The sequence below is a fragment of the Flavobacterium undicola genome (assembly GCF_009909155.2).
Lineage (GTDB): Bacteria > Bacteroidota > Bacteroidia > Flavobacteriales > Flavobacteriaceae > Flavobacterium > Flavobacterium undicola.
In genome coordinates, this window is record NZ_JAAAPM020000008.1 from 61565 (window position 1) to 75517 (window position 13953).

At 34.8% G+C, this 13953-nt stretch carries 14 protein-coding genes; 4 read left to right on the plus strand and 10 right to left on the minus strand.

The window, feature by feature from the left end:
- Window positions 1-3: 3 nt before the first annotated feature.
- From GTZ96_RS06580 to GTZ96_RS06600, 5 genes are all read right to left on the minus strand, one after another.
- Window positions 4-1005, minus strand: coding sequence for a vWA domain-containing protein (locus tag GTZ96_RS06580; RefSeq protein WP_161642113.1), 1002 nt, complete (start codon window positions 1003-1005; stop codon window positions 4-6).
- The gene (locus GTZ96_RS06585; RefSeq protein WP_161642115.1) at window positions 1005-2630 is read right to left on the minus strand and encodes a phenylalanine--tRNA ligase subunit alpha; all 1626 of its coding nucleotides are present in this window, start codon (window positions 2628-2630) and stop codon (window positions 1005-1007) included. The genes GTZ96_RS06580 and GTZ96_RS06585 overlap by 1 nt, the downstream gene beginning before the upstream one ends.
- A gap of 93 nt (window positions 2631-2723) precedes the next feature.
- A complete protein-coding gene (locus GTZ96_RS06590) occupies window positions 2724-3083 on the minus strand; it encodes a four helix bundle protein (RefSeq protein WP_161642117.1) in 360 nt (119 codons plus the stop codon).
- A gap of 94 nt (window positions 3084-3177) precedes the next feature.
- Entirely contained in the window at window positions 3178-4041 is an 864-nt protein-coding gene (locus tag GTZ96_RS06595) for a DUF58 domain-containing protein (RefSeq protein WP_161642119.1), read from the minus strand.
- Window positions 4042-4120: 79 nt separating this feature from the next.
- Window positions 4121-5125: an AAA family ATPase gene (locus GTZ96_RS06600; RefSeq protein ID WP_161642121.1), complete on the minus strand. Its 1005-nt coding sequence runs from the start codon at window positions 5123-5125 to the stop codon at window positions 4121-4123.
- Window positions 5126-5508: 383 nt separating this feature from the next.
- On the opposite strand from GTZ96_RS06600, the gene GTZ96_RS06605 reads away from it, so the two are divergent.
- The gene (locus GTZ96_RS06605) at window positions 5509-6261 is read left to right on the plus strand and encodes an SDR family NAD(P)-dependent oxidoreductase (protein ID WP_161642123.1); all 753 of its coding nucleotides are present in this window, start codon (window positions 5509-5511) and stop codon (window positions 6259-6261) included.
- Window positions 6262-6342: 81 nt separating this feature from the next.
- Here GTZ96_RS06605 and GTZ96_RS06610 read toward each other — a convergent pair whose 3' ends face one another.
- Window positions 6343-7170 (minus strand): DUF4382 domain-containing protein, encoded by an 828-nt coding sequence (locus GTZ96_RS06610; protein WP_161642125.1) that lies wholly within the window; start codon window positions 7168-7170, stop codon window positions 6343-6345.
- Window positions 7171-7263: 93 nt separating this feature from the next.
- Between GTZ96_RS06610 and GTZ96_RS06615 the strand changes: the two genes are divergently transcribed.
- The 3 genes from GTZ96_RS06615 (at window position 7264) to GTZ96_RS06625 (ending at window position 9774) form a co-directional block, all read left to right on the plus strand.
- Window positions 7264-8403 (plus strand): ATP-binding protein, encoded by a 1140-nt coding sequence (locus GTZ96_RS06615; protein WP_161642127.1) that lies wholly within the window; start codon window positions 7264-7266, stop codon window positions 8401-8403.
- Window positions 8404-8526: 123 nt separating this feature from the next.
- The gene (locus GTZ96_RS06620; RefSeq protein WP_161642129.1) at window positions 8527-9252 is read left to right on the plus strand and encodes a metallophosphoesterase; all 726 of its coding nucleotides are present in this window, start codon (window positions 8527-8529) and stop codon (window positions 9250-9252) included.
- 24 nt (window positions 9253-9276) lie between these two features.
- Window positions 9277-9774 carry a DUF6646 family protein gene (locus GTZ96_RS06625; RefSeq protein ID WP_161642131.1) on the plus strand — a complete coding sequence of 166 codons (498 nt, stop codon included), beginning with the start codon at window positions 9277-9279 and terminating at the stop codon, window positions 9772-9774.
- A gap of 99 nt (window positions 9775-9873) precedes the next feature.
- Here GTZ96_RS06625 and GTZ96_RS06630 read toward each other — a convergent pair whose 3' ends face one another.
- The 4 genes from GTZ96_RS06630 to GTZ96_RS06645 all read right to left on the minus strand — a co-directional run bounded on the left by GTZ96_RS06630 (window position 9874) and on the right by GTZ96_RS06645 (window position 13877).
- Window positions 9874-10359 (minus strand): DUF3828 domain-containing protein, encoded by a 486-nt coding sequence (locus GTZ96_RS06630; RefSeq protein WP_161642133.1) that lies wholly within the window; start codon window positions 10357-10359, stop codon window positions 9874-9876.
- A gap of 29 nt (window positions 10360-10388) precedes the next feature.
- A complete protein-coding gene (amaB, locus tag GTZ96_RS06635; RefSeq protein ID WP_161642134.1) occupies window positions 10389-11942 on the minus strand; it encodes an L-piperidine-6-carboxylate dehydrogenase in 1554 nt (517 codons plus the stop codon).
- 108 nt (window positions 11943-12050) lie between these two features.
- Window positions 12051-12590 carry a 3-hydroxyanthranilate 3,4-dioxygenase gene (locus GTZ96_RS06640; RefSeq protein WP_161642136.1) on the minus strand — a complete coding sequence of 180 codons (540 nt, stop codon included), beginning with the start codon at window positions 12588-12590 and terminating at the stop codon, window positions 12051-12053.
- A 186-nt stretch (window positions 12591-12776) separates the two neighbouring features.
- Window positions 12777-13877, minus strand: a complete 1101-nt coding sequence (locus GTZ96_RS06645) for an endonuclease/exonuclease/phosphatase family protein (RefSeq protein ID WP_161642138.1) — start codon at window positions 13875-13877, stop codon at window positions 12777-12779.
- Between the last annotated feature and the right edge of the window lie 76 nt (window positions 13878-13953).

Sequence of the window (13953 nt, forward strand, 5' to 3'; positions counted from 1 at the left end):
GCACTAAATAAAACTTCTGTAAACCGTGTTTCTCAATCCTACTTCGACTAAAACTAAAAATCCGGCTAACCATACAAAAGCTCTGTATTTTTCGTCGTAATCATAAAATTTCAATTCTTCTATTTCAGTAGTTTCCAGTTTATTGATTTCGGCATAAATCTCCGCCAATTTATCATTACTGGTGGCTCTAAAATATTTTCCATCGGTTTTTTGAGCAATACTTTTCATCAATCGCTCATCGATTTCTACTTTCATCATTTGGAACAAAAACTGTCCATTTGCACCAATTGCATAAGGAAACTCAGCCATTCCATTCGTTCCAATTCCGATAGTATATACTTTTATTCCGTATTGTTTCGCAATATCAGCAGCAGTTTCTGGCTCTATAAAACCAGCATTATTCACCCCGTCAGTCAATAAAATAATTACTTTACTCTTGGCTTTACTGTCTTTTAATCGGTTTACGGCTGTTGCCAATCCCATCCCAATTCCAGTTCCATCCTGTAAAACGTTATCGTATTTTATGCTTTCGATGGCTTGCTCTACTACCGCTTTATCGCTGGTTACCGGTGTTTTAGTATAGGCTTCAGAAGCATAAACAACCAATCCGATTCTATCATTCGGTCTTTGCTCGACAAAATCAGCCGCCACTCTTTTCAAAGCTTCCATACGGTTGGGCTTCAAATCTTTGGCAAGCATACTTCCCGAAACGTCCACCGCCATCACAATATCAATCCCTTTAGTCGTTTTAGTTTTATTGCTAATATCAACCGTTCTGGGTCTTGCCATAGCCACAATTAAAGAACTTAGCGCTAGTAATCGAAAGACATTCAAATAGGGTTTTAATTTTGCCAATAAAGAATTGGACGATTTAAAACCTTTAATCGAACTTACTTTTAAAGTCGCCGATTGCTGGTTTCTCTTTAAAACCAACCAAATAATGGCTAGCGGAATCAAAAGAAACAACCAAAAAAACTCTGGATTTAAAAAAGTTATTTTTGCCATTATCTACCTTCTTGTTTTAATTCAACTGAGCTTAACACTCGTTCTGAAATTTCATTTGCATACTTATCTCCTTCTTGATGTAGAATTAAAATTTGTTGCAATCCTCCTTCTTGGCTAAACAACAGTACTTCATAATATATTCTTTCTTTATCATTTGTTGTTGCATTTATTCGTGAAAAAGTACCGTATGCTTTTAATCCTGTAATTCCTTCTTTGGTTTCATAATCTTCTTGTTTCACAATCATATTTTGTGCGCCTTGAGATTCCATTGTTTGCAATGAAACTTCCATCGATTTCTTCAAATCAATTTGAGTTTCCTGCTTGAATTTCAAAGTTGAAACCATCAAATAGAAATTGTCTATCAAACTACCGTAAGCAAAAGATTGCATTTCTTTAACCAATGCCAAACCTTCTTTTGGCAACGATTTTGTCAAATCAGTACGCTTAAGTACTTTAGGAGTTTCAATTTTTACAGCCGGATTTCCATACTCACTTTTCACCCATTCGCCTTCCAATAATTCCTTTGATGGATGCCCGATGATATTGTCTTTTACATAATCAAATCCTTTGGTAACCATCAGGAAAATGGTTGTTGCCATTACTAAAAAAACAACCGTTGCAACCGCAGTAATAATGCGTTGCTTTTTTTTCTTCTTTAACTGAATTGCAATTTGTTTTTGTCTTTGCGCTTCATTCAATAAAATATCCTCTTCAACTGGAACTTCAACAGGAATCGAACTGTCTAAGGTTAAAATCGCTTTTTGGATTTTATTTCTATCCTCAGTTATTTCATATTCCAGCGGTTTTGATTTGGCAAATTTTACTAAATCGGCTTGTTTTAAAACTCTTTCAAGGTTTCCAATAATTTCCTGAGAAACTGTCATTTTCTTTTTAACCGAAGCCGCTCTTAATCCCTCAATCAACTCCGAAGTAGTACTTTCCATCGCTGGAATTTCAATTGCTTCTTCGATATAATTTCGAGCAATATCAGTCAATTCACTATAGTATTCTTTTATTTCTCCTTTTTGCCAAAGCTCTTTCTTTTCTAAGTTATTCAATAAACTTGTAGCTTTTTCTATAGGTGTTTTATAGACTTCTTCTTCTATTTTTTTCTTTTGTCTATTTTTAAGAAACCAATACACTCCCGTACCAATTCCAAGAATCACAAGCAATCCTAAAAGGTATTTCCACCAATTGCCAATAGTATCATTAGCAGGCTGAATATCCTTAATATCATACATTTTTTGTTGTAAAGTATCTACTTTAACATTAGCTACCTCAACAGAAATTGATTCTGTTTGATAGGCCTTGTTATTGATAAGTACCTTGATACTGGGAATTACATAACGTCCCGAATCAAATTGAGTCAAGCCATATCTTTTAATTAACTCATAACGGTCGTTATTTTTAACGGTATCAACAGGATAGGATTGAATGACTTCGAGTGCACCGATGTTTTTTAAATTTGGAAAAACAACCTTCGACAAAGTATCTACCGATGTTTTTAAGGTTAATTTAAACTCGGCTCCAATTTTATTTTTTGTAGTATCGATACTTGTTTCTACTCTTTTTTGTTGCGCAAAAATGGCTGTAGAAAGTAGCAGTAATAATATTATTTTTTTCATCCTTTAATTGGGAACTTTTGATTTCAGATTGAAGATTAACGATTCTTGATTTCAGATATCTCACGAAACTGTTGAATCATTTTTATTTCAAAATCATTTCATATTTGATTTAGCAGTCTTAATACTTGACACGAAAATAGAAATTAACTCATTGGCTTCTATTTTTGCAATCGATAAATTCTTCAAATCTGTTGTTAAATTCGCTTTTTCAATAATTTTTAAACAAACAAAACTTTCTCTTAATTCTTTTAAACAAATCCCCATTTTATGAACGAAATCTTTACTGCTTTCGGCACTTTGGGCTTCTCCATAATTTAAAGCTGGAGATGTTCCTGAACGAATAATTTGACCTGCTAAATGATTTCCTGCATAATTTTTTTCAAAATTACCTGCAACAATTATTATAGTTGCTGCAAAATCTATCAATCTATTCTCCAGTTCTTCTTTATTCATTTCTAACAATATTTTAGTTCAAAAAATCTAAATTCTAATTCTCTATTCCAACTAAATCTGAAATCAAGAATCGTTAATCTTCAATTTTAAATCTTTATCTCGATTTAAAATAGCCCAATAATTTAGTTACATAACTTTCGTCAACTCTGGTATTTACTACACCAGAACCTGATTTACTAAAGGTTTCTTTGAAATAATTCAGTTGTTCATGATAGTATTTCTCATAATTCATTCGAACTGCTTTTGAACCTGTATCTACTAATTGCGTCTCTCCTGTTTCGGCATCCAACATAGGAACCATTCCTAGATTTGGCATTTTCTCTTCACGAATATCATACACACGAATTCCAGTTACATCGTGTTTTTTAGCGGCAATTTTCAAAGTTTGCTCGTAATCATCCGACATAAAATCAGAAATCATAAAAACAATGGCTTTCTTTTTTTGAGTACTCGACAAAAATTTCAATGCCTGAGCAATATCCGTCTTATGACTTTGTGGTTCAAATTCGATCAATTCCCGAATGATACGCAAAACGTGAGACCTTCCTTTCTTAGGTGGAATATACAATTCGATTTGGTCCGAAAATAAAATCAATCCAATCTTATCATTGTTTTGTGTAGCCGAAAAAGCCATCGTTGCAGCAATTTCTGTTACGATGTCTTTTTTAAATTGATTCTTAGAACCAAAACTCTCCGAACCTGAAATATCAACCATTAACATCATGGTTAACTCCCGTTCTTCTTCAAAAACTTTTACGTGGGCTTCATTATAACGAGCAGTAACGTTCCAATCAATATTTCGAATATCGTCTCCATATTGGTATTGACGTACCTCACTAAAAGTCATTCCACGCCCTTTGAAAGAAGTATGATATTCCCCTGAAAAGATGTGATCACTCAATCTTCGGGTTTTGATTTCTATTTTTCGTACTTTTTTTAAAAGCTCTTTTGTATCCATTTGATTGTTGATTGTTGATTAACGATTGCTGATTTCAGATCTAAAATCTAAAATCAGTAATCTAAAATCTAAAATCTTTTTAAGGTACCTCTACTTCGTTTATAATTTTATTGATGATGTCAACCGAAGTGATATTTTCAGCTTCTGCCTCATAAGTAACACCAATTCTATGACGCAATACATCATGAACAACAGCGCGTACATCCTCAGGAATTACATAACCACGACGTTTGATAAACGCATAACATTTAGCCGCATTAGCTAAATTGATACTTCCACGTGGCGAAGAACCAAAACTGATTAATGGTTTCAAATCAGCTAATTTGTATTTTTCTGGGTAACGAGTAGCAAAAATAATATCCAAGATGTATTTCTCGATTTTTTCGTCCATGTACACTTCACGAACCGCTTCTTGTGCACGTAAAATTTGCTCAACAGAAACTACTTGATTTACCTTGCTGTAACTTCCGCTTAGGTTTTGACGAATTACCAATCGCTCTTCATCCATTTTTGGATAATCGATTACCGTTTTCAACATAAAACGATCGACTTGCGCTTCTGGCAATTGATATGTTCCTTCTTGCTCGATTGGGTTTTGCGTAGCTAAAACCAAGAATGGTTTTTCTAATTTAAAAGTAGTATCACCAATAGTAACTTGCTTTTCCTGCATGGCCTCTAACAATGCCGATTGCACCTTAGCTGGCGCACGGTTAATCTCATCGGCAAGAACGAAATTAGCAAAAATAGGTCCTTTTTTAATCGAGAATTCATTTTGCTTGATGTTGTAAATCATTGTTCCTACAACATCAGCAGGTAATAAATCGGGTGTAAACTGGATTCTACTAAAAGATCCGTGAACTGCTTGCGAAAGTGTATTGATAGCTAATGTTTTTGCTAATCCTGGAACTCCCTCCAGCAAAATGTGTCCTTGTCCTAGTAATCCAATCAATAATCGTTCAATCATGTGCTTTTGACCCACAATCACCTTGTTCATTTCCATAGTAAGAAGGTCTATAAAAGCACTCTCTCTTTCTATCTTTTCATTGATTGCTCTAATGTCTAAAGTCGCTGTATTCTCTTCCATAAAATTATTTTTAATACCTTGAATTTAATGCCTTAGTTTTGAGAGTGCAAATTGAATTTTTTTTTAAAGGTAAGATGTTAAAAAATGGTTAAAACTTCTGCCAATACTACAATTTTAAGGACGAATTATGATACAATTTCCATAATTTTAAGAACTTTAAGAATTATCCTTTCAAAAGGAATAAAAATCGTTTTCGTTCTAAAAAAAGAAGCCTAAAGAAGCGTACAAACAACACCAATTATACGCATTAAAAATCACCTCATTTTAGAAGCAAAAGTACATTTTGAGTTAGCCTAAAAAAAAAAAACAATTCTTTTTAGTTTAGGTTTGTCAGAAGTTTCAAGTCGTTTCAGAAATTAGATGTCACAACAGATTAAAAAAACATGAATAAAACAGCATTAATAACCGGTGCCACCAGCGGAATTGGCAAAGCAACTGCTCAACTGTTAGTTCAAAATAATTATAATATTATTCTTTGCGGAAGACGTCAGGATCGATTGGAAGAACTCGAAAAAGAACTGAGTCCGTTTACCAATATTCACTGTCTTCAATTTGATGTTAGAGATAAGAAAGCCGTTTTCGAAAAAATCAATTCTTTGCCAGAAGCTTTTTCTAAAATTGATATTTTAATTAATAATGCTGGAAATGCACATGGTTTTGAACCCATTCAAGACGGTAACATAGATGATTGGGATGCCATGATTGACATTAATCTAAAAGGACTTTTATATGTTTCGAAAGCAATAATTCCTAAAATGATTGCGCAAAAATCAGGACACATTATCAACATTGGCTCGACTGCAGCCAAGGAAGTTTATGCCAATGGAAATGTCTATTGTGCCACAAAACACGCCGTTGATGCCATCAATCAAAGTATGCGAATTGACTTAAACCCGCACGGAATTCGTGTAGGCGCTATTCATCCCGGTATGGTTGAAACTGAGTTTAGCCAAGTACGTTTTAAAGGAGACAATGAAAGAGCTTCGAATGTCTACAAAGGATTCACTCCTTTAAAAGCCGAGGATGTTGCTGATATTATTCACTTTGTAATTTCAAGACCGTATCATGTAAACATTGCCGATCTTGTGGTGATGTGTACCGCACAGGCTTCATTTTCGATAGTGAAAAAAGACTGATTTTAATTTAAAGCGGTTATTTACAAACAAAAAAACAGCTGTAATTTAGCTGTTTTTTTGTTTAAAAATCCAATTCTCAAACTATGGGACTGGGATTGCATCTAAAGTGACACTACCTATGTCCTTTATTTCCCCATTTACTACCACTACTCCAGTAATTGTTTTTTCAGCTTTTCCTGAACCTACTGCTGGAGTTAATTTGACATCATAAGTTCCAGCGGGAATTCCGTTAAGTTGAAACGCACCAAATTCATCTGCATAAGCAGAAACAGTAGTAGTAGTTCCCACCTGAACTGAAGCTAGCACTTGGAAACCCTCCAAAACTGGGCTTATTCTTCCTTTTATCACCCCTGAAGTAGCCATCGTTGAAACTCTGATTACCGGGTGTAAATTATAATTTCCTGAGTTACCCGCCTTAACTACGGAATGTTCAACATCAAAATCCAATAAGAAATCATACATTACTCCTCCCACCAGGGTTTGATTAATTTTTAATTTCAATCCTGATTGTTGGGCACTTGGTGTTTTTAAAGGATAAGTCACACCATCTTTAACAACAGTATTATCATCTCCCAAAACCAATCTAACTTGGCCTAAAAAACCTGAAGGAACTATTTCGTCAGCTAACAAGACGTTTACTCCACCTGTTAAATCCAATAAATTATAGACTTTGGGAGTAACATCTCCTATACTAACCCAACCTTCGTCATCGTTATTATCTGTACCAGACTTTATTAAAACATCCTGTACATCAATATAAACAGCATCATAATCTCCAGGAGCATCAGTCATACGCACCGAAAGTCTTGAAGTTTGTTCCGAATCATCATTTGAATTACATCCAACTAACGACAAACATATAAATGCTATTAAACTAAAACTTAACGCATAAAATTTAATCTTTTTCATATCTTTCCGTTATTTAAATTAATTACATCTAGTATTAACGTTTAAAGTTACGGATTAGTATTTTTTTATAAAAAATCCTTGCCAATTTAACACATGATTAACAAGCGTCTATTAATAAAAAACCTATTAGCTCACAACGACGAAAATAGTTTTTACGACAAAAAACGTCAGTTGAATTTGCATACAAAAGAGGGCAAAGCAAAGTTCTTAAAACACATCTGTGCTTTATCTAATTCTAATCCGGCCAATAATTCCTATATTGTTGTGGGCGTGGAAGATCAAGACAATGAAATTATAGGTGTCGATTTTTTTGACGACAGTCACATTCAAAATCTGATCAACGCTTACTTAGAAAACCCACCTAAAATACAATACGAAAATGTTCCATTTCCAAACCTTTCTAAAGACAAGGTTATTGGATTAGTAACCATTAAACCAAAGAATAAAATCTCGTCTTTCAAAAAAGGAATTCACACCATTCCTGCTCATAGTGTTTTTGTTAGACGCGGAAGCAATACCACTCCTATTGAAGAAAAAATAGAAAAAAACTACCCAAATACCGAAACTGTAATTGATCTGGAAAACAATTCGCGCAACAACATCAAGTATACCTTGGACGGCGTTTTTGATTTCATGAATTTCAGGCACAAAGACATGGCGCCAAAATACAAGGTTTTCAAAGAATTGTTTATCATTTGTTGGGCAGGAATCCCTAAAACCGTACGAGATAAAACTTTTTTATCCCGTGTAGATATTGAGCTAATTAACGAACACATCAAACTATTTTATTCGGCTCAAGACGTTATTACCATTTCTTTTAACGAAGATACTTTTACCATTATCGAATATGTTCCACTGGGTCTAAATGATAAAACCAGTTATTATCCATTAGAACAACAAACCATTTATTTTTTCGAAAATGGTTATTACAAAATTGAAAGCAAGATGTTATTTGAACCTCCTGCATTCAACAAAAAAATGCTTTTTCATATTTACAACAACAACGAAGCATTAATAAACAAGCTTAAAAAAGGAATTCAATTGACTCCCAGAGAACAAAAAGATCTCGAAAACCTACCTTCAACCTTTATGATTTGTTACCTCAACGGTTTTGAAGACGCCAAAAGAAAATTAATTGATGCCAAAGCACACTTAAAAGCATTTCCTTCCGTTTACTTATCTTTTAAAGAAGCCATGCGTATTTTACGAAAAATGAAATACGACATGCAATAAGTACTTCAAGCTAAAAATCCTTTATTCACATTATAAAAACAAAAAATAAAGAAAGCTGCTGCTTTTTTTCTATCTCTTTTAGCTATTTTTATTATATTAGAATCTAAAAGCAGATTTCAAAAAATGAGAACATTAGTTATAGGAGATATTCATGGTGGTTTACGTGCCTTGCATCAAATTATGGAAAGAGCCCAAGTTACCAAACAAGACAAGCTAATCTTTCTGGGCGATTATGTTGATGGCTGGAGCCAATCGCCACAAGTACTCGATTATTTAATAGCATTGAACGCTAAAAATGATTGCGTTTTCATTAGAGGAAATCATGACGAATTATTACTGCATTGGTTAAAAGACAGTACTGACAATCTTTTATGGTACAATCACGGCGGCGAAGCAACAGTAATAGCTTATGAAAAAGTAAACAACGAAACCAAGCAAGTCCATATTGCGTTTTTACAATCCTTACAAGATTATTATCTGGACGACCAACAACGCTTATTTATCCACGCTGGTTTTACTAATATGAACGGAGTTAACTTTGAATATTTCCCCAGATTATTTTATTGGGATCGAACCTTATGGGAAACGGCATTAGCTTTAGATAAAAACATGCTTGCTACCGATTTATTGTATCCGAAAAGACTTACCTTGTACAACGAAATTTACATTGGTCACACTCCTGTTACCCGAATTGGGGAAACCGTTCCAGTAAACAAAGCTTGTATTTGGAATGTTGATACGGGAGCTGCTTTCAAAGGTCCACTAACCATAATGGATATTAACACCAAAGAATTCTGGCAAAGTGAGCCATTGAACAACTTATATTTCGAAGAAAAAGGAAGAAATTAAACACATTAACACTAAAAAATTATCATGAAAAACGCATTCACATTAATTGTCTTGATTACAACAAGTTTCATTAACGCACAAGCTTTTAAGGGAAAAGAAGACATCAAATTTGATATAGCCGCTAACCTTCAAAACGGAGGTTCTGGAATTCGTCTTTCTAACGATTATGGATTAGGAGAAAATATTTCTATTGGAATTGTTGGTTCCTATTTATTATCTGTAAGCAGAGACAAACTGGACAACAAACCTGATTTTGGAGACAGAGTAGACGTTAAAGCTAGATTTAATGCCAATTTAGGTAATGTTATCAATATTGACGAAAAAGTAGATATCTACCCAGGATTAGATTTAGGTTTAAGAAATTTTGGTGCACATTTGGGCGTTCGTTATTTCTTTACAGAGGGTTTTGGAATAGTGAGCGAAATAGGTGTTCCTATTGCCAAATACAAACCAGAAGCAACTGGATTTGAACGCTTAAACAACCAATTTACGTTTAATATTGGAGCTTCGTTTAATTTGTAAAATCAAGATTTTAGACATAAAAAAAGGCAATTGGATTGATTCAATTGCCTTTTTTGCTTTTATAATCTATCTCCACAACTTTTAAGGCAAAAAACAATTTTACTTCAATGAAGAAATTTTAAAACTCCCATTTTCATCAACAACAGTAACTAGAATATCGGTTTTATGACCTGAATATTTATCGAGATATTGTACATGAAATTTATTTTCAGAACCTGCTATTTTATTTACGGTTAAAGTTTCTATCATATCTGACGATGCATCTTGAGCTTTAATAAATGGATCGTAATCCAATTCATTATTTTCAAATTCATTCGAAATACCATCCAATAAAGATTTCGTACAATACTTAACTTTAATAGAATCTAACTTTTTCTCCGATTCTTTCAAGTTTTGATTTGAAAATTGTTCCAAATAAGATGTATAAAATGCAGTTAATATCTTTTCAATTTGCTCACCATTTTCAATACTATTATTTGATTCTTCAGTCTTTAATGCTCTTTTCGGCTCTAATGGTTCTTTTTTACAACTATATAAAAACAAAACCACTAACAAATTGATACAAAAGAATATTTTATTATTCATGTGAGCTATTTTCATTGATTAACAACAATTTACAAATCAAATTTTATTCCTTGTGCCAAAGGCAAAGTACTGCCGTAATTAATAGTATTGGTTTGTCTTCGCATATAGACTTTCCATGCATCTGAACCTGATTCCCGACCACCGCCGGTTTCTTTTTCACCGCCAAAAGCACCGCCAATTTCGGCACCGGAAGTTCCAATATTAACATTGGCAATTCCGCAATCAGAACCTGAAACCGACAGGAATAATTCGGCTTCACGCAAATTGGTTGTCATGATTGCCGAAGACAATCCCTGTGTCACGCTGTTTTGAATAGCGATAGCATTTTCAACTGTTCCTGAATATTTTAACAAATACAAAATAGGAGCAAAAGTTTCGCATTGCACAATTTCAAAAGTATTTTCGGCTTCAACAATAGCAGGCTGTACATAACATCCGCTTTCGTAGCCGGCTCCCGAAAGCACTGCACCATTTACCAGAATTTTGGCTCCTTCGGAAACTGCTTTTTCTAAGGCTTTATTGTATTTTTCGACAGCATCGGTATCGATTAACGGACCAACATGGTTTTTTTCGTCCAAAGGATTTCCAATACGCAATTGTTGGTAAGCTGAAACCAAAGCATCTTTTACTTTGTCATACGCACTTTCGTGAATAATTAAACGACGAGTAGAAGTACAACGTTGTCCGGCAGTTCCTACTGCGCCAAAAACAGCTCCAATAATGGTCATTTTAATATCGGCATCTGTAGTGACAATAATAGCGTTATTACCCCCTAATTCCAACAAAGATTTCCCTAAACGGGCAGCAACGGTTTGCGCCACAATTTTTCCCATTCGGGTAGAACCAGTAGCCGAAATCAAAGGAACTCGGGAATCTTTAGTCAATAATTCACCCAATTGATAATTGCCATTGATTAAGCACGAAATTCCTTCCGGCAGCTTATTTTCTTGTAACACCTGCGCCAAAATATTTTGACAGGCGATACCGCACAACGGTGTTTTCTCTGATGGTTTCCAAACACAAACATCACCACAGACTAAAGCCAGTGCAGCATTCCAGGACCAAACTGCAACCGGAAAATTGAATGCAGAAATAATTCCAACCACCCCTAAAGAATGGTATTGTTCATACATTCGGTGATTGGGTCTTTCAGAGTGCATGGTCAAGCCGTGCAATTGTCGGGAAAGTCCAACGGCAAAATCACAAATATCAATCATTTCCTGAACCTCGCCATAGCCTTCTTGCAATGATTTCCCCATTTCGTAAGAAACCAATTTGCCCAAGGCTTCTTTATTCTGGCGCAATTTTTCTCCAAACTGACGAACGATTTCTCCACGCTGAGGCGCCGGAATTAATCGGAAAGACTGGAAAGCTTCAGTAGCCGCTTGCATTACTTTTTCGTAATCGGCTGCCGAAGTGGTTTTTACTTTTGCAATCAATTGACCATCCACTGGCGAATAACTTTCCAGGATTGCTCCGGTTGAAAAAGAGTTTGTTCCTGTTGATGTTCCTTCGTTTACATCATGGATTCCTAATTGTTCTAAAGCGGCTTTTATACCGAATTGTGCTGCTATTGTTGTCATGATAATTAGTGCGTTTGTGTTTTAACCCCGGTAGGAGCGGCATCCTTTATGTCCTTTCTTTAAGGACATAAAGATATAGCGGAAAACGGGAATGGCTCCTGAAAAAAATTATTTTTTGGCTGTAAATCTGGTATCTGTTTCCATAACAGTTCCACATTTTTCGCAAGTTCGTAGTTTTTCTGAATTGTAAAAATTCTCAAAATGGGGCAAGAAATCTTTTTCGATATCGTTGAGTTCAAAATAAACTTCGTGCAACTTGTGATTGCAGTTGTCGCAATACCACAACAAACCGTCAACAAAACCTTGTTTAGCCCTTTTTCGTTCGATAACCAAACCGATGGAACCTTCGGAACGAACAGGAGAATGCGGAATAGTCGCCGGATGCAGGTACATATCACCGGCATTGAGTTCCAAAACATGACGCTCGCCATCTTCCTGAGTGATAATCTGGATTGAACCTTCCAGCTGATAGAATAACTCTTCGGTTTCGTTGTAATGAAAATCTTTTCGGGCATTTGGACCCGCCACAATCATCACAATATAATCACCTGAATCTACATATAAATTCTTGTTGCCAACAGGTGGTTTTAGCAATTGACGATTTTCATCAATCCATTTGGTAAGGTTAAAAGGTCTTGAAATTGCCATTTTGAGTTGTTTTAAAGAAAAGCTAAGGTACGAAAAAAAAGAATTTTAGTTTCAATTTTGGTTTCACGAAGATTCGCAAAGAAAACCGCAAAGACACACAAAGAAAAATCCTTTCAAAAATTTTAGCGGAACTTTGCGTTTTCTTTGCGAATCTTTGTGTAACAAGCTAAAAAACAAACAAAAAAATCATTTAGCTTCTTTAATCAGATAAATATAAACGGGAAAGTGATCACTAAAACCCACTTCGGTAGCCGAATGTCGTTTAGGATAGCCTTTATACTGCCCCGAACTCTGAATCAAATAACTCTTATTGAAAATGCCCGCTTTCCAATATTGATAAGTCGAAAAATCATTTTTAATCAGGGATTTAGTGACCATAATTTGGTCAAAAATATCCCAGGAATCTCTGAACGCAATAGTTCCCAAACCTTTTTTAGCCATTTCTTCAAAAGGATTGTAGATTCCAAATTCAGGTACATCTTGTTTTTGTGAGTTAGCCCCAAGTGCTTTTTTGATGCTGTTATTAAAAGGACTATCGTTTAAATCGCCCAGTGTAATTACCTTGGCATCGGGATTTATTTTTTGTAAAGAATCGATTATTTTTCGATTCAAAATTCCCGCCTCTTCCCGAAACGGACTTGATTTTTTCTCCCCTCCAGCACGCGACGGCCAGTGATTGACAATAATATTTATTTCTTCGCCATCTAAAAAACCGGTAACCAAAAGTTGATCACGTGTAAAAACCCGATTCTGAAAAGTACTCACGACCTCATCATCCTGTTCTTCTGAAGTTGAGGCCAACTCCTGATGTTGTGTTTTATTCTGATAGATATAAAGTGGGATATTAGCATAAGAAGTAGGCTTGAAATATTTTTTTTGAAACAACAAGGCCACATCTATTCCTCTTTTATCGGGTGAGTCAAAATGAATAATTCCATAATCCTGCATTGCCATTTTAGGTTGTTGTATTAAATCTTCGAGTACGCCTCGATTTTCTATTTCGGAACAAGCAATAAAAGTGGGCGAATTAGCATTTTCAGCCGTACCTATTTCGAGTACAACCCGGGCGAGATTTTCTAATTTTTGATGGTATTTTTTGGAAGTCCAACGTTGTGTTCCTTGTGGTGTCCACTCATCATCATTGGTATCAGGATTATTGATGGTGTCAAAAAGATTTTCGAAATTATAAAATGCCAATGTATGAATCCGATAGCTTTTTTGCTGCGAAAATCCAATTCGAAACAAAAACAAAAAAGCAAACACTACAATCAATCTTAGCTTTCTCATAACTCACCAGATTTAAAGGACTTTAGTAAATTTAGTTCATTTTACACAACTATCTGTAGATTTTTTTTGAATTTGG